The following is a 19,332-nucleotide window of genomic DNA, read 5'->3' on the forward strand; positions in this document are numbered from 1 at the left end:
GATAATTTCTAGCCAAAACACGGTGAATAAAATAGAAATTAGTAAAGGCTTGACTCCCTTTATATAAACTGAATTCATTGATTAATGCACTTAAATCTTAACAGATTAGGGAGTATTTGTTCGTTTCTTCAAATTGACCACGAGCGCATAAATACACATGCCGACAAAACAACCAGTGATGGCCCCGTTAGCAGAACGAACAGCGTAATCTGTAAGCGTACTGGAGCCATGGATAACATTTGCCAGTACTATAAAAAATATGGTGCATGTTCCATAGATGGTGAGACCCAAGGTTAACTTGCCTTGATATTTAGCTTGGTGATTACTAGCCACAGTATATAAATACCAAGAGGACAACGCTATCAGGCCCAGGATACCACTGCCGTATTGATTCCATTTATACAGTGGGAGGGAAAAAAACGCTTTGTTCCAGAACTCACTGTTGATAACAAATGCTCCATCAGCATGGCTTGTTGCATCCCACAACACATGACTGTATGCACCAATTAGCACTCCAAATACAATCATAAAAAAAGGCATTACCCCGAATGACTGTGACTCTTTTGGCAATCGCAACAGGTCCAATGTAGGGCCTGCTAACCAGAGGTACCATGCAAGTAACATCAAAAGAGAAGGTATAAGACAATGGGTGAATACTCCGAGCACAGAATGCCCCGGGGCTTCTGTTGGAGTAAGTGCTAACAGATACGGAAAATCTGGTGAAACGCTACCAACAACTAATGCTGCAAGCGGAATCTTTCCTCGCGTCATTACTGATACAGGAAGGCTGATTATTGCATGTGAAAGTGTGTACGGCATTGCTTTATTCAACTATTAATAAACGTTACGCTTGAGGCAGTTCTAAAAATAATAGAGGTCACATATATACACCAAGGAAAGCACTAATAGCAATTGCGACTGCATGATAAGACATCAGGTTTAGTAAGTAAGAGATAAAAGTGCAGTTTAGTTTAAATATTGTTTAGGAATACACCGATCAGCCTATCCGCGAATAGACTGTGTCACTCTCAGTGAACATGCCTGAAAGCAAATATTTAATTCGCACGCTAGTCAAGGAAAAATTCTGCTTCACACTTTATTACTTAAATTTCGCTAACATAGTCTCGTGCTATTTGTTGAATAGTATGTACGATACTATTTAAGCCATTGCTTCTTGAGGGACTTAAATGGTGAGCTAAATCGAGTGTGGAAAATAACGCTTGTAAGTCAGTTGTTAGAATATCTTCAGGGGTTTTATTATTAACATAGCTTATGACTAGTGTTAGTAATCCTCTTAAAATACGTGCATTACTGTCAGCCCAAAATTGAAGCGTTTTACTTTGTTCATCAAAGCTTGAAACCAGCCACACCTCACTTTCACACCCTGATATTCGGTTCGCTTCAGTTTTATATTCTGTAGGCAATGGCGGTAATAGTTTGCTATTTTGCATAATAAGTCGATAGCGGCTTTCCCAGTTTTTCTGCTGTAGAAGTTTTGAGGTTATTTGTTGGCTATCGAGTACAAAAAACTGTAAGCCTTTAGGCGGGGTGTTTGGACAATAAATCAGCTTATCCTCTGCATGTTCTAAAATGTTATGCAGTGACTCAATTAGCCAATCAATTTCTTGTTGGGTGTTATAAAATGAAAGTGAAACTCTCAGCGTTCCCGAAACACCTAAATATTCCATAAGTGGCATAGTACAGTGATGGCCCACTCTAACCGCTATGCCTTTTTGATCAAGTAACAGGCCAATGTCTTGAATATGTGCATGAGAAAATGTCAGAGCTGCAATGGGTATTTTATCTGGTTGCTCTACTTGCTTTGAAGACCCGATGACATGTATATCAGAAAAGGTGTTTAATGAATTCTGCAGGTAATTCATTAATTGGTGTTCATAATTTATCAACTGTGCTCTATCATGTTTTTGTAAGTAATCTATGGCGGCTCCTAAACCAACAGCACCTGCGATATTGGGGGTGCCGGGTTCAAACTTGAAGGGAAGTTGGTTATAGGTTGTTTTATCAAAACTGACTTGCTGGATCATTTCACCACCTGTTTGCCAGGGGGGCATAGCTTCAAGCAAGTCAAAGCGACCATAAAGCACTCCTATACCTGTTGGACCATACATTTTATGACCTGAGAAAACGTAAAAATCACACCCTAGCTGTTGTACATCAATGGGAAAGTGCCCGACAGCTTGTGCACCATCTACGATTGTTATGATGTTATGTTGTTTGGCGAGTTTACAAAGAGCAGCAACATCATTGATGACTCCTAGTGCATTGGATACATGCGTCAGGATAAGTAATCGTGTTTTTTTAGAAATGTGTTGTTGTACTATCTGAGTATCAATGTGTAGTGCATTATTAAGTGGCAAAACTTTAAGCTGAGCGCCGGTTTGTTGAGTAACTATTTGCCAGGGAACAATATTCGCATGATGTTCGAGCGGTGATATGAGTATTTCATCGTTTTTTTGTAAGGTGGATAAAGCATAACTTTGTGCAATCAAATTTAAGCTTTCAGTTGCACCTTTAGTCCAGATAATCTCTTCGGGTCGACTGGCATTAATAAAGTGTTGTACTTTATGACGGGCATTTTCAAAGCGCTGGGTAGCGATACTACTTAGGTAGTGGCTGGCACGATGAACGTTGGCATTACACTGTTGATAAACATCCATCTCAGCCTTTATAACATTCGTTGGCTTATGGGTTGTAGCGGCATTATCAAAATAAACTAAAGGGTGTCCATGCACTGTATGGTGAAGTCCTGAAAAGTCTTGCCGTACTGTGTTAACGTCAAATAAGCTCATAAAGTCTGTCTGTTATTTTCCCTATGGGTTGAAAGGGGGATTAGGTGTTACTTTAATGTGTAGTTGTTGTTTTTGAAAGTATAATCTTTGTTATGAGTAATAATTAAGCAGTAATTTAATTGTTATTTCTATGGTGCGAATCTACTCTTCTGAAATATGCACATCAAAATATTTTTTCGTACCGAAATACATTCAATAATAAATATTCATGATTAAGTTTGGTTTTTTTGTACTTTCTTGCCTAATTGTTTGGATTATTTATTGTGCGGAACAAGGCGCTCTGCCTTATGTTCTGTATCGAGTTTATAGGTTTCCTGGGGGGGATAAATTAGGTCATTTTTTAGCAATGGGGTTTATTGTTTTAACGCTGGGTATTAATATTTTGAGTGTTTTAAGAAAGTGGCGTATTTTTAGTGTTTGTTTAGTTGCAGTTATAACGGCAATTTACGCAACATATGCGGAGTTTTCCCAACAGTATATTTTTTATAGAACGTTTTCTTACTATGATTTAGTGAGCGGCTATTTGGGTATTGTATTCTTGGGAATGATACCAAGTATATTGGTAGCCCAGGCACGTTATGGTAATGAGTGGGCTACGGTGTTTTATTGGCTTAATTTAAGAGTAAAGCTGGCTTTTATTAAGTTGGAGAATTAAGTCTGTGGTTGAGGGAAGGCTCTAGACAGCAACTGAATACCGTGGCTAAGTGGAAAGCCAAGTTGGTCAAGCTCAACAGTGTCGAGTATATTTTTGAAGCCATGACTTAGCGCTGTATTGCCTTCCAGTAAAAGTCGCCGTTGAAAGAATAATGTGTCAGGGTCAACCTGTTGTGTTATCAGTAAGATGGCATCAGTTAATTTGCAGCTGATGCTGGCGTCTGCTGCTCCTTTATCTTGCACAAGACAACGTTGAGCTTGTGAGTTATAGCCTAAAAAATAGCTTAAATCGCAATCTAGCAGCTTAAGTTCAATCCACTGATCTTCAAGAAAGTCGAGCTCCCCTTCATCAATAACTGAACTCAATAAATGGTTGAGAAGCTTCTCCAATACATGTGTTTGTATCATTGTGGGGCATAAGTGCACAGGTTTTGTTAAGAGTGCTGCATGCTTCTCAAGAGCTGTAAACAGTAAGTTCATGGTAAGTAATGGTTATCTTCGTTGTCATCAATAGTGCTTCAATCTAGAAAACCCGTAAAAGAATTGCGTTGATATCAATCAACTGTAGTGTGGGCAGACTATGTTACTTTGCTGAACATTTTCCTGCTGCTTGAGGTATGTATATGTTAGAGCTTGTGTGTCCAGCGGGTAATTTGCCTGCCCTAAAAGCAGCAGTTACTCATGGAGCCGATGCCGTTTATGTTGGCTTTCGTGACCAAACCAATGCACGTCACTTTCCGGGTTTGAACTTTTCCACAGGAAAGTTGGAGGAAGGTATTCAGTTTGCTAAACAACAAGGTACTAAAGTCTTTCTGGCATTGAATACTTATCCACAAGGGGCACAAATTGCACCATGGTTGCAGGCTATTGATAAAGCAGCATCACTGAATGTTGATGCATTAATCATTGCTGATATAGGGCTTATGGCATATGCACATCAGCACTACCCTCACTTACCATTACATTTATCAGTGCAGGGCTCAGCAACGCATCCTCAAGCATTAAGCTTTTATCAGGAGACATTTGCTGTTAAACGAGCTGTTTTGCCCAGAGTACTGTCTGCCAAGCAGGTTGCCCAAGTGGTAGCCAACTCACCTGTTGATATTGAGGTATTTGCATTTGGTAGCTTATGTATTATGGCTGAAGGACGTTGTCACTTGTCGTCTTATTTAACGGGAGAGTCACCTAATAAAAATGGCGCTTGTTCACCTGCCCATCATGTGCGTTGGGAGCCTCAGGAGCAACACCTTGATGTTCGCCTAAATGGTGTTCTTATCGATCGTTATCAACCGGATGAGCCAGCAGGCTATCCCACTTTGTGTAAGGGACGCTTTCAAGTCAATCAGGAAACCTTTCATGTGCTAGAAGAGCCAACCAGCTTGAATACACTGAGTTTGTTGCCTGAGCTTTATCAAATGGGTGTGAAAGCAGTAAAAATCGAAGGGCGCCAACGCAGCCCTGCTTATGTGGCCAATGTTGTGCGCATTTGGCGCGAAGCCATTGATCAGCTTAATGCTAACCCTGAAAAGTTTTTAGTACAGGAGCAGTGGGCTCAACAGCTATGTAAGCTGTCTGAGGGTGTACAAACAACACTAGGAGCTTACTCTCGGCCATGGCAGTAAGAAATAATATGAAACTATCTTTGTCTGCAATACCTTTTTACTGGGCAAAAGAAAAGGTCATCCATTTTTATGAGCAAATAGCGCCAAGTGCCGTAGACGATATTTATCTTGGCGAGACGGTATGTGCTAAGCGTAATGAGCTGTCACTAGAGGATTGGCTGGCTATTGGAAAAAACTTACAAGCTGCAGGGAAGCAGGTTTATTTATCCAGTTTGGCATTAGTCTGTGCAAATAGTGACTATAAATTGATTGAGCGAGTCTGCAATGCGGGGATAACGGTTGAGGCGAATGATATGTCTGCCGTTGCTTTGCTCGCACGAATGCAAGTTCCTTTTGTGATAGGTAGCAGTATCAATATTTATAACCATCTAAGCTTGTCTGTATTATTGGATAAAGGGCTGACTCGTTGGGTACCACCAGTTGAAATGTCCGGGCAACAGATTAAAGAGACATTGCTTGAGCTTGATAAGACGCAGCAGGCACGCCCTGAAGTCGAAGTTTTTAGTTATGGATGGTTACCATTGGCATTTTCTGCCAGGTGTTTTTCTTCAAGAGCGAAAGGTGTACAAAAAGACAATTGTCAGCGTAATTGCTTGGATGATCCGGAAGGGCTGAGCGTTCAAACCAGAGAAAAAGACCAGTTATTTACACTCAATGGTATTCAAACGTTATCAGGTAAAAAGTGTAATTTGTTACCATTAATAAATACTTTGGCTGACGTTGGGGTTGATATCGTTAGGGTTTCACCTCAACTCGAAGGTACGTTAGAAGTGATAAATGCTGCGCAACAAGCTTTAAATGGTCGTTTTGATAGTACTGAGACTTTAAGTAATTTGGCTGAAGATGAATGCAATGGTTATTGGTATGGGGAGCCGGGACTGATTGTAACTGGATAAAATATTTCCAATAATTTATACATTGCATGAGTGTAATCGCTAACCATCACACACATATTTTATGTGCAATTCCTTTAGGGTATTCAATTACCTTATTCTTCTAGCAGGCTTTTAAATAAATCATAGGACGCCAAAATAAAACATTCGTTTTATTTTGGCGTTGAAGAATCAGCGAGTAATGTGTCCAAGCCTGGAGTAGTCTAATAGCTTACTTTTATATTGCTTAATCCAGTGTATTCTACCACTTATCTGAGTAGTATGTTTTTTATAATATACGTATAATGTCTTATATATTAAATTTAGCTATGCTTGTGCGAGGTCGTATAAAATTTTTTAAATAAAATAGTGGTAAATATAGGTATTGTGTATCAGTGATGAGTAACCTTGATTCTCGTAGAGAGTAGGGTGAGCTGATACCATATAGCTTTTGAAAGTGGATTTAGATTCACTACTTGACATGGCGTAGTTTATAAGTTGTGCTAGGCTAAGGTGATGATCGTACGAAGTACGTTATGGCTAGTATATAAGTAAAGATCAATAAGAAAAGTAAAAAGGATCAAACCAAATTCTGTTTGCGGATAATATGATCAAATAAAAGCAAACACGCATAAAATGCCAACGGAGGGAGTAATGCTGCTCGTAGCCTATCGGGATAAGATGTCTGCAGCAATAAAAGAAGAGGGGGCAGATAACCTGTATTTTGTATTAGACTCAGCTTGCGAAGCTGAATTACCTGACAAAATATGGGAGCTTGATGATAACTTCAACCCTCAGTGTGAATCTTTATTCAGAGGGACACCTGCAGAAGATTTGTTTGCACAAGCACCTTACCTGATTAAACTGGAGCCAGATAGCACATTATATGAGTGGCTTCTTAATAAGTCATGTCTGGAACCGCTAGGTTTTTTTGCTTTTTGTACAGAAGATATTGCAGCTTATTTTGTACACTTACAACGTGTATTGGAATTTATTTTACCTAATAAGCATTGGATACATATCCGGTATTATAACCCAACTTTATTAAGGTTATTGAGTCGTACATTGGCATGCTACCAGTTTAATCAACTCATTGGTCCTGCCTCTCGGCTCATTGGTGCAGACTTGATGACTAATGAGCTGTTTGATTTGGCTAAGGAAGGTGATAATGCGGATATTTATGAAACAAGAACTTCATTAATTATTAGCCGGCAGCAGTTTTCAATATTAATCAACCAGGCTTTAGCTTATGCTTTAACCCAGTCGATACAAAATAATTTATTGGATGAGCTGGATGGACTGAATGAGGGAAAATCCAGCAAGACAATAAAACTTTTTAATAAATTAAAAAGAGCTGCCACGACGATTGATGCTCAGTCGCTAATTGAGTTTGGTTATATTAATAGTTTAGTAGACTTTTTGACACCTATTAGTGCAGAAGGCACTATTTTGAGTCAGGCAATTTTGAATTACTGGGAAAAAGTCAGTACGAAGGACAGAGGTGTTTTACTCAATAGTGTTGCTTAATAAATATGCGTAACAATAGTTGCCTGTAGGCATCTATTGTTACTAGCTCAGTTTGCGTACTATGGCTAATGTTAGTTTTTAATTACTCTTTCCCCAGTAGTCATCACCAATGAGCGAATTTAATCGTTTGTTTTCAAAGTAGTCTTCAATAGCCCTCCGCGCTAATAAAGAACGCTGAGAAGATTTCTCTCGGTTAGATTTAACAGGGTGTTGCGTTGAAAATTGATTATTATTGTTAGTTTCTGCTGTTTCAATACGCATAGCCGCACCTTTCTGTTGTATCGTTATTGGTAAGATGCAATATTCAAATGACGAAATTATGAAATTAAAGTGACAACCTCAAGAAGAAAAGTGGTAAATATCAATGTTTAATACTACTTCCTATGAAACTATTTTAATAGTGTGAATTATTTCTCTTTTTTATTTAATCGTAGCTTTCTTAAGTTTTCTTTAATTTGCTTGAGTTGGTTATTAATGCCTGGTTCTTTAGTCAATGCAACTCCCATTGCTAGCATATCTATGACGACTAAGTGGGCAATACGTGATAACAAAGGTGTATAGCGATCAGTATCTTCTTGAATACCAATATCTAATACCCAGTCAGCCAAGAGTGCTAAAGGACTTTGTTCCGGGCACAAACCAATCACTTTGGCTGATGCTTGTTTTACTAACTGTGTCGTTTGTAGTAATGCGTCAGTTCTCCCCGTTTGTGAAATAACCACCACGGTATCATCGGGTCCCAGTGTGGCTGCAGACATTGCCTGCATATGGGGGTCTGTATATGCCGCACAATGTTTAATTAAACGAAAGAGCTTATGTTGGGCATCTTGGGCAACAATTCCTGATGCACCAAAACCGTAAAACTCAACCCGTTCACTGTTTGCCAGCCTGATAATAGCCTGTTCAGCTATAGCGGCAGAAACTGTATTTTTAGCCTTTAATAGGCTTTCAATGGTGTTATCGAAAACGGTTTCTAATGTAGCGGGTGTGTAAGTTTGCTGAATGCGATAGGCACCAAAATTACTGTTTTGAGCCAGATTTTGGGCTAGCTGTAGCTTAAAATCCTGAAACCCTTTACAACCTATCGCTCTACAGAAACGTACAACAGTAGGCTCACTCACTTCTGTGGCTAATGCGAGATCAGCAATACTCAAATGGATCGCTTCAGATGGATGTTTTAGCACATAGCTAGCGACTTTTTGCTCAGACTTTCTTAATGCCGCAAACTGTTGTCTGATTTGATTGAGTAGGCTGTTCGACTGCATTATCAAACTCATTCCTATTAACAATGTATATACCCTTCACGAATCATTTTTAGGGTTTGTTGTCAGCGCTCTTCACCCCAGTCACTTATTAATATAAGCTCCGGGGGCTTCATCGCTTGACGGCCGCCCCTAAAAACCCTTCGTTTTGGGTATAGTAATACTACAAAATTCTTGTATTAAACGACAATTATCACGCTATAGGTCATGCTGCACTCTTTACATAAGAAACTGGTCAATGTGAGTAAAAGAGGCCAAAATAGGCTGATTTCTGGCGATTCAAGCTAAGTAGCTAAAGGTTTTCTCCACCGCTTATGGATATTTCACACATACTGAATGACTTAAACGACGCACAACGTGAAGCTGTAACAACGACAGCAGATACCGCATTGGTGTTAGCAGGTGCTGGGAGTGGCAAGACTCGTGTATTGGTACACCGAATTGCTTGGCTGGTGCAAGCTGTTGGCATTTCTGCCCACAGCGTGTTAGCGGTGACTTTCACAAATAAAGCAGCAGCCGAAATGCGTTCACGTATTGAGTCGTTACTGAATATTCCAGCAAGAGGCATGTGGGTTGGTACTTTCCATGGTATTGCACACCGTTTATTGCGAGCACACTGGCAGCTAGCAGGTTTACCTGAGCAATTCCAGATTATGGACAGTGATGATCAACTTCGCTTGATAAAGCGACTGATGAAAGAAATGGGGTTAGATGACAGCAAATGGCCCCCGCGACAGGTGCAGTGGTTTATTAATAGCAAAAAAGACGACGGTCTGCGTCCAGAAAATATTGAGGACTATGGTGATCTGCAAACCCGTACCTGGTTGAAAGTGTATACAGCTTATGAAGCTGCATGCCAAGCCGGTGGGCTGGTGGATTTTGCTGAGTTGTTGTTACGTTCCCATGAGTTATGGTTAAAGCAGCCGGAATTGCTTAAGCATTATCAGCAGCGTTTTTCCCATATTCTTGTTGATGAGTTTCAGGATACCAATGCGGTGCAGTATGCATGGCTTAGAGTATTAGCGGGCCAGCAAGCCAGTGTGATGGCTGTGGGTGATGATGACCAGTCAATTTATGGGTGGCGTGGCGCGAAAATTGAAAACATCCGACAGTTTAGTAATGATTTTCCAAGCGCTGTTACCATTCGTCTGGAGCAAAACTATCGTTCTACCAATACTATTTTGAAAGCAGCGAATGCATTGATTGCCAATAATAATGATCGCCTGGGTAAGGAGCTTTGGACGGCAGGTGATGATGGTGACAAGATTAATGTATATGCTGCCTATAATGAGGTTGATGAAGCACGCTTTATTAGTGAGCAGATTCAAGCCTGGGTTGATGAGCATGGTAGTTATAAAGACATCGCAATTTTATACCGCTCTAATGCTCAATCGCGGGTTTTGGAAGAGGCAATGCTTCGTTCCAGTATTCCTTACCGAATATACGGTGGCCAGCGTTTCTTTGAACGAGCTGAAATTAAAAATGCCCTTGCATATCTTCGATTGCTGAGTAACCCTGCTGATGATACAGCTATTGAGCGGGTTATTAATGTTCCTGCTCGGGGCATTGGGGAAAAAACAGTCCAACTCCTTCGCGACTTAGCCCGAGAGCAGCAAATACCTTTATGGCAGTCAGGGCAAGAGGTTATTACACGAAAGTTGTTGCCAGCCCGTGCACTCAATGCACTCCAGCAGTTTTATTCGCTGATTCAAACAATGCAGCAGGCAACAAGGGGCTTGCCATTACATGAGTTAACAGATCATGTGATTGCTGTTAGTGGGCTTATTGAACACCACCGGAAAGAAAAAGGTGAGAAGGGTCGAGCTAGAATTGAAAACTTAGAGGAGCTGGTGACTGCAACCCGAGAGTTTGATCCTGTAGAAGCTATACCGGATAGTGAAGATGAGTTAAGTCCCCTTGCTCTTTTTCTTGATCATGCGGCATTAGAAGCAGGGGAAACTCAGGCTGCACAATATGAAGACAGTGTGCAAATGATGACCTTTCACTCTGCCAAGGGGCTTGAGTTTCCATTAGTGTTTATGGCAGGTTTAGAACAAGGTCTTTTCCCCCACGCTATGTCACTAGAAACAGCTGATGGAATGGAGGAAGAGCGACGGTTGTGCTATGTCGGCATTACGCGAGCAATGAAACAACTGTATCTTACCTATGCCGAGACTCGTCGTCTGCATGGTACTGAAAACTTGAATCGACCCTCACGTTTCCTGAAAGAAATTCCAAAAGACTTACTACAAGAAGTACGCCTGGCGACTAAGATTTCTCGTCCTGTTTCTTTAACAAGCAAAACAATGAAAGGTGCAGTGCCCAATACAGAGCTATCCCTTGGACAACGAGTGGAGCATAGTATTTTTGGTGAAGGTGTTATTTTGAACTACGAAGGCCAAGGGGCACAGGCTCGTGTACAAGTAAACTTTGATCGTGAAGGGGTTAAGTGGTTGGTGGTTTCATACGCAAAACTACAGGTGATTTAGGGCCTGTTTACACTATTTGAATTACTACTGCCGTAGGCTATTTTTTCGCCTAGCAAGTTACATTTTTAGCCTATCAAAGCAGAATGAATGCCGGGTAGTCATTCTACATAAATGACTTGTAACACGGCTAGGTGGAAACATAATCACGGCCCGAAGGGTTATGATGGTGATATTCAAATAGTATTAACAGACCCTAGCAAGCTATCTTTCGATATACCCAGTACATTGGGTATATCCTTCAGGAAGTTGAAATGTGTACTTCCTGTTTTGTTTTGAGCAAGGTAAATTAATATGAAGTGACGCCAAGGGATAGGAGTCTCGTAGGTTAAAAGTACTTGCAGGTTAGTAATGCCTGTAGATCAATAATAAAAGTAACAGTGCTGACTAAATAGCAAAAAAACGCAAAAATAAAACTGAGTACCCTCACAGCTATAACAATAACTCATCATTCAGCTAAGGGTACAAATGAGCAGAGTATAGGGAGTCATAAAAATGAAACGTCGTGATTTTATGACTGCAGCCAGTTTAGGTGCAGTTGGGGTTGCTGTTGCGGGCTGTTCTCAGCAGTCTGAAAAAGAGTGCACCCAAGTAGTTAAGCCCGAAGAAAAAAGCACGATACACTGGAAAATGGTAACAACCTGGCCAAAAAACTTCCCAGGCTTGGGCACTGCACCTGAGCGATTTGCAAAAAATGTCAAAATTATGAGCAATGGGCGCCTGGAAATTAAGGTATATGGGGCTGGTGAACTAGTACCTGCACTAGAAGTATTTGATGCTGTTTCAAATGGTACTGCAGAAATGGGACATGGCGCTGCCTATTACTGGAAAGGGAAAGCTGAAGCAGCACAATTTTTTGCAGCTGTGCCGTTTGGCTTTAACGCTCAGGAGATGAATAGCTGGCTACATTATGGAGGTGGGCAGGAGCTATGGGATGAGGTGTATGCGCCGTTCAATCTTAAGCCTTTTGCTGGAGGTAATACTGGGGTACAAATGGCGGGTTGGTTTAATAAAAAAATTGAGTCAACAGCAGACTTGAAAGGCTTGAAAATGCGTATACCGGGCCTTGGTGGAGAAGTATTAAAACGACTAGGGGGGGTGCCTGTTAATATCCCTGGAGGGGAGTTATTTACTGCACTACAAACGGGTGCAATTGATGCAACAGAATGGGTAGGTCCTTATAATGACCTGGCATTTGGCTTATATAAAGCCGCTAAATATTATTACTATCCAGGCTGGCATGAGCCAGGTACTACGCTAGAAGTCATTCTCAATAAAAAGGCACTTGAGGCATTACCTGCTGATTTGCAGGAAATTGTCAAACAAGCTGTGCGAGCTTCTAATCAAGACATGCTTGATGAATACACGGCTAGGAATAATAGTGCATTAGAACAGTTAGTAAGCAAGTATAATGTTACCCTGTTGCGATTGCCTGATGATGTACTGAAAAAGCTAAAAGAGACGTCGGAAGTGGTTGTTAGTGAGATAGCTGAAGCTAATGATTACACAAAACGCATTTATACATCATTCACCCAGTTTGCTAAACAGGTAAAGGATTATCATAAAATTTCTGAGCAAGCATACTACGAAACACGAGCGCTATAGTTGAATCATGAATTAGCCTTGTATATTCTTTGCTGTAGATATTCATCAATAGTGAAGGATATACCCTTCGAATGATGCAAAGTGGTTAATGTTGTATTTGAGGATCTAATTGGTCGATGGCTAATATTGAAATAAAACGCACTCATGGCACAACTATTGAGAAAGCGAAACAAGCTGTTCAGCAAATTGCCGATGAAATGCAGTCGTCTATGGGATTAACCTGCCAATGGGATAGTGATTATCACTTAACCTTTAAGCAAACAGGTGTTCAGGGTTCAATTAAGGTGACTGAAGAACGTGTAGAGATTGATGTAAAGCTCAATGCTATTATGAAAGCATTTAAAGGAACAATTGAGCAGCAGATAAATCAACGTCTGGATAAATTGATAAAATCATAGCTCATTTAGCGCTTCTACATTATATATGCTTACCGTTATCTAGGATATTGTATAAGGAAATACTAACGGTAAGTTGTACCCTTCATGAATTGAAATCTATTTGCTCTGATTTCTTAACTTAACAAGGCCGTCTACATGAAAACCAGGGAGCGGATTTTAGTCACTAGCTTAGCGTTATTTAATCATCATGGTGAACCCAATATAACAACAATCGATATATCCAATGAAATGGATATTAGCCCTGGTAATCTTTATTATCATTTTCAGGGAAAAGAAGAAATCATCACTGAGCTTTATCTTAGATATGAGAGTGAAATTCTAGAGCTCTTAGACTCTCCAAGTAGACACTCATTAGCCATTGATGATTACTGGTTATATTTGCATTTAATTTTTGAAACTATACATAATTATCGATTTCTATATAGAGACTTATTAGATCTACTAGCTAAAAATCAAAAAATAAAACCACGGTTTACGCGTGTCTTAAGTAAGAAAAGAAAAACATTTACAGAGATTTGTGAGTACTTGAGAGATGCATCATATTTAGTAGCAACGGATGATGAGATTGGGGTATTAGCTGATAATGCAACAGTAGTTGCAACTTTTTGGCTGAATTACGAGGTTATGCGTACTAAGAAAGGATACGACACTCGTTATATCAACCAGGGAATTTATCAAGTTATTTGTTTAGTTAAGCCTTATATGACTGATGATCAACAAGAAATTTTAGAAAAAAGAAGTCAAATTTATAAGTCAACAGTAAACTTTCCGATCTAAAGCCAACCTTTTACCCTTCGTGAAATACTATACTGCACGAAGGGTTTATTATAAGATGTTTTTACACTATACAGCAGCAGGTTTTTTAGCTGTTGATGTGGTTGAGCTCTTGGATGTAGATCCGGTGCTGCTGGATGTAGCTGAGCTTTTGCTACCCACAGTGCGGTCAGAACTTAGAGCTTTAACAGCTTGACTTAATTCTTCGATCTGGTGACTTAGCTCTTTGAGCTCATCACGAGACCCACTTGAAAGTTTATCCCGCAACTGTTTTATTCTGCTTTCCAGGCGGTCAGTTGTTTTAGATTTTATTTTTTCCTTTACTTCGTCTACTTTATGCTGGGTTCGAGCTTGTACTTCTTCACCATCTTTTACCAGATTTTCAAATAAACGAATACCTTCCTGGCCAAGCTTTTCATACTGAGCATAAGCGCCAAGCCCTGCTAGCCAGATTTTATGGGCAGAATCACGAATGCCTGTAAGTAAAGATTTTTCTTTATCAGTTGATTTATCAGTTTTTTTTGTGTCTGACATGGTAGCGTCCTCGTTGCTTGGGTAGGGTAACCCTTTGCGATGTGTTTCGGGGGTATAATAAAACTTCTACTGTTTATCATTCATCAATAGCTCGACTATAGCAATGAAAATTAGAATGAACATACTAAATTTGCCAATTACAATAGTCAGAAAGGAACATTAAATTCACTCTTAATTGCTCTTTTGCAGTCATTATTATAAGTCTTCTATAAGTAGTGAATGTGTTGTGTTAGTTTGATATACGCCATATAAATCACTTGATTTATATAGTTAAAGTTTATAAAACCATTATTCTGTCATCAAAATTTGATACTTTTGAGATGATTGGCTTTAACAAAAATGTAATAAAGCCATGGTTGGTAAACACAGCACAGGGAAATATATATTCATGAAAAATGAAGCTGCGATAAATGACATTAGCCAACGTATAGAAGTATTAAGAGAGACTATTCAGCGGTTAGAGAAAACAGATCGAAGAGCAGCTGAACGGTTGAAAAAAGCATTGCAGAGAGAGTTAGGGGCCGAGCATCAGCCCAGCAAGACGAATGGGCGGTCGAATCCTGATAGTGCTGCAATGGGAACTCCCATTGTAAGGTTACATAGTAAAGATTTATTTTCTACAGCAGGGACGATTGTCAAACAAGCTGTTTCTCATCCAACGGCTGGATTTAAGCAGTTATTTGAATTTGGTAAAGATATGTCTCAAGTGATATTGGGTACCTCAGAGTTTTTACCAAAACGAAATGATCGTCGTTTTAGTGACCCTACCTGGTTTGAAAACCCAATTTACCGTCGTTATATGCAGGCCTATTTTGCATGGCATAAACACCTTAACGACTGGGTTGACGATGCAGAGTTTGATAATGATGATAGTCGTCGAGCTAAATTTATTATTTCTTTATTTGCTGAAGCTGTTGCCCCTTCAAATACATTAGTAAATCCAGCTGTCATTAAGCGCTTTTTTGAAACGGGAGGGATGAGCCTGGAAAAAGGCTTGTTACACTTACTTGATGACATTCGTCATAATGGGGGGATGCCAGCACAGGTTGATAAGTCGGCATTTTCAGTCGGAAAAAATATAGCGACTTCAGAAGGAAATGTGGTTTTTAGGTGTGATATTTTAGAGCTTATTCAGTATAAGCCGACAACAGAAAAAGTGTTTAAAATTCCTCTGTTTATAATACCACCACAAATCAATAAGTTTTATGCTTTTGATTTAAGTCCAGAAAAAAGCTTTATTCGGTTCTGTACCTCCATTGGTCTACAGGTATTTATTGTTAGCTGGCGAAATCCAACTCCAGAGCATAGGAACTGGGGACTAGACCAATATATACTTGGATTAAGTGAGGCAGTTCATGTTATTCACGATATTGCAGAAGTTGATAATATTAACATTTTAGGTGCATGTTCAGGGGGATTAACTTCAGTACTGCTGTCCAGCTATTTGCAAAGTCTGGATAAGCCAATAATAAACTCAATTACCCAGTTGGTGAGTATAATTGATACACAGGTTAATTCTGATATAGCGCTCTTTGTTACTGAAAAAACACTAGAAACAGCTAAGCAAACTTCTGCTGCAAAAGGTGTGTTGGAAGGCCGAGATATGGCTCGTGCGTTTGCTTGGATGAGACCGACTGATTTAATTTGGAATTACTGGGTTAATAATTATTTACTAGGGAAAGAACCCCCAGCATTTGATATTTTATATTGGAATAATGACACCACTAGACTTCCTGCTAAACTCCATGCAGAATTTATTGATATTTATAAAGAAAATAGCTTGATGCATCCTAACACCTTAAAAATTGCTGGCCAGCCAGTTGATGCTAAAGCCTTGAAACAAGATGTATTTGCGGTTGCCGGATTAACTGACCATATTACGCTGTGGGATGCTTGTTATCGGTCTACACTGTTATTGGGAGGTCAGTGTGAGTTTATTTTGAGTAACAGTGGACATATCCAAAGTATTCTTAATCCTCCAGGGAATCCAAAGGCACACTTTTTTACAAATAAAGCACATGTAGAAGATCCAAGTGAGTGGTATCAGGGTGCAACACGCAATAATGGTAGCTGGTGGGAACACTGGCAAAAATGGATCATTGCTCATTCTGGTGAAGAAAAAGAAGCACCAGTGAGTTTGGGTAATGAACAACATCCTCCTCTAGAACCAGCACCTGGTTTATATGTACATGATTAGGTGATCCATTGGAAACAACATTTTCAACCAATATTCGCGAACCCATGCGGGTTCGCTTTAAAACACTGAATATTAACGGCCAGGTAATACGTGCAGCTATTAGGCCTGGTAATGAACCAATATTGCCATTATTAGTTTTCAATGGTATTGGAGCTAATCTTGAGCTTATAAAGCCCTTTGCTGATGAATTGCAAGGTGTTGAGATTATTGCATTCGACGCTCCTGGTACGGGTGGATCATCTACACCAACTTTACCCTATCGTTTCTCTGGGCTATCTCGGCTTATTGGGAAAATGTTAGATGAACTGAATTATGGACAAGTTAATGTTTTAGGCGTTTCCTGGGGAGGTGCGCTTGCACAACAGTTTGCCTATGATCACCCATACCGATGCCGGCGTCTTATTTTGGCTGCAACCTCTATGGGCTCAGTTGCAGTGCCTGCGAAACTCTCCGTGCTTTTAAAGTTGGCAAGTCCAAGGCGATATGTGCAACCAAGTTATATGCAGCGTATTGCAGCTTCTATTTATGGTGGTGCGTTTCGACGAAATGATAATTTAATTAAAAAGCACTCATTAAAAATCCGTTCGCCTAGTGGGCTAGGTTATTATTATCAGCTATTAGCGGGAGCGGGTTGGACTAGTTTTCACTGGCTTCATAATATTCAACAACCTACGTTGATTTTAGCCGGAGATGATGATCCTATTATTCCAATCGCTAATGCCAAACTTATGGCAAAACGAATTCCTAATGCTGAACTTCGCGTAATACGGTGCGGGCACTTATTCTTGTTGACAAAAACTAAAGAGATTGCGCCTATTGTCAGAGACTTTTTAACGGACAATAAACGGCGATTAACCAGTCCTCTTCCGTTGGAAACGGTTTCTCTTGATTTGAGTAATGAAGTTATTGAGTAAACTGTTGAGGCCACACTCCATTTTCATAATGTGAAATGTGACCTTTGATACTTTTTTCTTAGTAGATTAAGCGCACTAAAACTTCAGCAACACAGGCAGGTTTGGATTGGCCTTCAATTTCAACGGTTACTAACTGTTTTATTTGTAGTGTACGTTCATCTTTTAGCTCAGCTTCCAGTAAGGATCTTTGAGCTCGAATTTTAGCGTTTACGGGCACTGGATTCATAAATCGAAGCTTGTCCAACCCATAATTAACCATCATTTTTAAATTTTTGAATGCTTCTTGGTAAGGTGCTGTAATTGATTCCGTCAAGTGTGGTATTAATGACAGTGTCAAGTAACCATGAGCGATAGTTGTTTTAAAGGGGGAAAGCTTAGCCGCTTTTTCTGGATCAGTATGAATAAACTGGTGGTCTAATGTTGCATCAGCAAACTGATTGATTCTTTCTTGATCAATAGTTAACCACTTGCCTGTTCCTTCTGGCTGATTAAGATATCCTTTTAGTATTTCCAGTGCTAACTCTGCATTATTTGCCATATTGATTAACCATCCTAGTTATCGTTTTGGTGTACTAAGAATACTTATACCCTTGATTCTGTGTGTATAAAGACAATTATATTATGCTATGAATAACCTCTGTGTAATGGGTCAAGTTACACAGTGTCTGTTTGTCATAATATAATCTTGAATCGGCTATGTAACAAAAAGATGACAGGGCAGTGGAAAACAAAGAAATGAATAACGGCTTTTATACTCAATACGAATGGTTTTTAGGTGCGGCCATCGAGTGACGAAGCCCCATGAGCCTATATTAATAGGTGAATGGGGTGAGGAGTGAAGATAACAAAACCTAGAGATCATTCGTGAAGGGTATATTTGGAGCGGGTGATGGGAATCGAACCCACGTATTCAGCTTGGGAAGCTGATGTTCTACCATTGAACTACACCCGCTGTATGCTTCGCCTACTATTATAGTAACTATAAATACGTAAGAGCAATAGATACAGTTCGTGTTCACTGTATTGTAAAATACATAAAATATGGCGCTAAAATCAATTTTATTATTTATGAGCGTTTAAGGTGAATAGTAGTATGTCAGATAGTCATAATGTATATCAAACACCCTCTTCAGATTTGGCAGCAGCAACGCCTATGCCAGAAGATGGTGAACTTGCAAGTCGTTGGAGTCGATTGGGAGCTTCGCTCATTGATGCGTTTATTCTAAATATAATCAGTATGCCTGTGTTGCATGCTGCCGGTTATTTTGATGGAGCATTGAGTGGGCAACAACCTAGCTTTACGAGTCAGTCAATGGCGATGCTATTCAGCCTCGTGCTTTTTATTATTTTGCATGGGTACTTTCTAGCAAAAAGTGGTCAAACAATAGGGAAAAAAATTCTTGGAATTTCAATCGTATCATATAGAAATAACACGATTCTAGGCTTAGGTAATGTGTTAGCGCTACGCTATTTACCGCTATGGATTGTCTTAATGATACCTTACGTTGGCATGATTGCTGCGTTTATCAATCCACTTTTTATTTTTAATAAAGAAAAGCGTTGTCTCCATGATTTTATTGCAGGTACAAAAGTCATAAAAGTAGGTAAAAAAGCTTAATCTTAAAGTAAACAACCCAACTTTAGTTGGGTTGTGTCGATAAAAAATGAGCACTATGC

General features: G+C 39.7%; 18 protein-coding genes and 1 tRNA gene. 11 read left to right on the top strand and 8 right to left on the bottom strand.

The window, feature by feature from the left end; all coding sequences use genetic code 11:
* Positions 1-105 precede the first annotated feature (105 nt).
* Together KHS79_RS14115 and KHS79_RS14120 are read right to left on the bottom strand one after the other, a co-directional pair.
* A complete protein-coding gene (locus KHS79_RS14115; RefSeq protein WP_212719846.1) occupies positions 106-831 on the bottom strand; it encodes a DUF4184 family protein in 726 nt (241 codons plus the stop codon).
* A 272-nt stretch (positions 832-1,103) separates the two neighbouring features.
* Positions 1,104-2,810, bottom strand: coding sequence for a SufS family cysteine desulfurase (locus KHS79_RS14120; RefSeq protein ID WP_212719848.1), 1,707 nt, complete (start codon positions 2,808-2,810; stop codon positions 1,104-1,106).
* A gap of 208 nt (positions 2,811-3,018) precedes the next feature.
* Between KHS79_RS14120 and KHS79_RS14125 the strand changes: the two genes are divergently transcribed.
* The gene (locus tag KHS79_RS14125) at positions 3,019-3,465 is read left to right on the top strand and encodes a VanZ family protein (protein ID WP_212719850.1); all 447 of its coding nucleotides are present in this window, start codon (positions 3,019-3,021) and stop codon (positions 3,463-3,465) included.
* Here the strand turns inward: KHS79_RS14125 and ubiT are convergent.
* On the bottom strand, positions 3,462-3,944 hold the full coding sequence (gene ubiT / locus KHS79_RS14130; protein WP_051310984.1) for a ubiquinone anaerobic biosynthesis accessory factor UbiT: 483 nt from the start codon (positions 3,942-3,944) through the stop codon (positions 3,462-3,464). The genes KHS79_RS14125 and ubiT overlap by 4 nt on opposite strands.
* A 143-nt stretch (positions 3,945-4,087) precedes the next feature.
* Between ubiT and ubiU the strand changes: the two genes are divergently transcribed.
* From ubiU to KHS79_RS14145, 3 genes are all read left to right on the top strand, one after another.
* The gene (gene ubiU, locus KHS79_RS14135; RefSeq protein WP_212719852.1) at positions 4,088-5,086 is read left to right on the top strand and encodes a ubiquinone anaerobic biosynthesis protein UbiU; all 999 of its coding nucleotides are present in this window, start codon (positions 4,088-4,090) and stop codon (positions 5,084-5,086) included.
* Positions 5,077-5,982, top strand: coding sequence for a U32 family peptidase (locus KHS79_RS14140; RefSeq protein WP_212719853.1), 906 nt, complete (start codon positions 5,077-5,079; stop codon positions 5,980-5,982). Before ubiU ends, KHS79_RS14140 begins: the two co-directional genes overlap by 10 nt.
* Before the next feature lie 630 nt (positions 5,983-6,612).
* Positions 6,613-7,485, top strand: a complete 873-nt coding sequence (locus tag KHS79_RS14145; RefSeq protein WP_027707388.1) for a DUF4123 domain-containing protein — start codon at positions 6,613-6,615, stop codon at positions 7,483-7,485.
* Between the two features lie 78 nt (positions 7,486-7,563).
* Here KHS79_RS14145 and KHS79_RS14150 read toward each other — a convergent pair whose 3' ends face one another.
* On the bottom strand, positions 7,564-7,746 hold the full coding sequence (locus tag KHS79_RS14150; protein ID WP_027707387.1) for a PA3496 family putative envelope integrity protein: 183 nt from the start codon (positions 7,744-7,746) through the stop codon (positions 7,564-7,566).
* A gap of 146 nt (positions 7,747-7,892) precedes the next feature.
* Positions 7,893-8,750 carry a MurR/RpiR family transcriptional regulator gene (locus KHS79_RS14155; RefSeq protein WP_038290326.1) on the bottom strand — a complete coding sequence of 286 codons (858 nt, stop codon included), beginning with the start codon at positions 8,748-8,750 and terminating at the stop codon, positions 7,893-7,895.
* A 311-nt stretch (positions 8,751-9,061) separates the two neighbouring features.
* Here KHS79_RS14155 and uvrD point away from each other — a divergent pair, with 311 nt between their 5' ends.
* The 4 genes from uvrD to KHS79_RS14175 all read left to right on the top strand — a co-directional run bounded on the left by uvrD (position 9,062) and on the right by KHS79_RS14175 (position 14,013).
* On the top strand, positions 9,062-11,236 hold the full coding sequence (uvrD, locus tag KHS79_RS14160) for a DNA helicase II (protein WP_212719854.1): 2,175 nt from the start codon (positions 9,062-9,064) through the stop codon (positions 11,234-11,236).
* A 492-nt stretch (positions 11,237-11,728) separates the two neighbouring features.
* Positions 11,729-12,838, top strand: a complete 1,110-nt coding sequence (locus KHS79_RS14165) for a TRAP transporter substrate-binding protein (RefSeq protein ID WP_094789256.1) — start codon at positions 11,729-11,731, stop codon at positions 12,836-12,838.
* 116 nt (positions 12,839-12,954) lie between these two features.
* Positions 12,955-13,236 (top strand): polyhydroxyalkanoic acid system family protein, encoded by a 282-nt coding sequence (locus tag KHS79_RS14170; protein ID WP_027707383.1) that lies wholly within the window; start codon positions 12,955-12,957, stop codon positions 13,234-13,236.
* A gap of 135 nt (positions 13,237-13,371) precedes the next feature.
* Complete coding sequence (locus KHS79_RS14175) at positions 13,372-14,013, top strand: TetR/AcrR family transcriptional regulator (protein WP_212719855.1); 642 nt, start codon at positions 13,372-13,374, stop codon at positions 14,011-14,013.
* Between the two features lie 66 nt (positions 14,014-14,079).
* On the opposite strand, the gene KHS79_RS14180 is transcribed toward KHS79_RS14175, so the two are convergent.
* On the bottom strand, positions 14,080-14,544 hold the full coding sequence (locus KHS79_RS14180; RefSeq protein ID WP_212719856.1) for a phasin family protein: 465 nt from the start codon (positions 14,542-14,544) through the stop codon (positions 14,080-14,082).
* A gap of 388 nt (positions 14,545-14,932) precedes the next feature.
* On the opposite strand from KHS79_RS14180, the gene KHS79_RS14185 reads away from it, so the two are divergent.
* Positions 14,933-16,741 (top strand): alpha/beta fold hydrolase, encoded by a 1,809-nt coding sequence (locus KHS79_RS14185; protein WP_212719857.1) that lies wholly within the window; start codon positions 14,933-14,935, stop codon positions 16,739-16,741.
* A gap of 8 nt (positions 16,742-16,749) precedes the next feature.
* Positions 16,750-17,655 carry a poly(3-hydroxyalkanoate) depolymerase gene (gene phaZ, locus KHS79_RS14190; RefSeq protein WP_212719858.1) on the top strand — a complete coding sequence of 302 codons (906 nt, stop codon included), beginning with the start codon at positions 16,750-16,752 and terminating at the stop codon, positions 17,653-17,655.
* Between the two features lie 58 nt (positions 17,656-17,713).
* Here the strand turns inward: phaZ and KHS79_RS14195 are convergent, their stop codons facing one another.
* Together KHS79_RS14195 and KHS79_RS14200 are read right to left on the bottom strand one after the other, a co-directional pair.
* Positions 17,714-18,193 (bottom strand): MaoC family dehydratase, encoded by a 480-nt coding sequence (locus KHS79_RS14195; protein WP_212719860.1) that lies wholly within the window; start codon positions 18,191-18,193, stop codon positions 17,714-17,716.
* A gap of 340 nt (positions 18,194-18,533) precedes the next feature.
* Positions 18,534-18,607 (bottom strand) — tRNA-Gly (locus KHS79_RS14200).
* Between the two features lie 141 nt (positions 18,608-18,748).
* Between KHS79_RS14200 and KHS79_RS14205 the strand changes: the two genes are divergently transcribed.
* Positions 18,749-19,273, top strand: coding sequence for an RDD family protein (locus tag KHS79_RS14205; protein WP_212719862.1), 525 nt, complete (start codon positions 18,749-18,751; stop codon positions 19,271-19,273).
* Positions 19,274-19,332 lie beyond the last annotated feature (59 nt).

This window comes from Zooshikella ganghwensis (assembly GCF_018263875.1).
Lineage (GTDB): Bacteria > Pseudomonadota > Gammaproteobacteria > Pseudomonadales > Zooshikellaceae > Zooshikella > Zooshikella ganghwensis.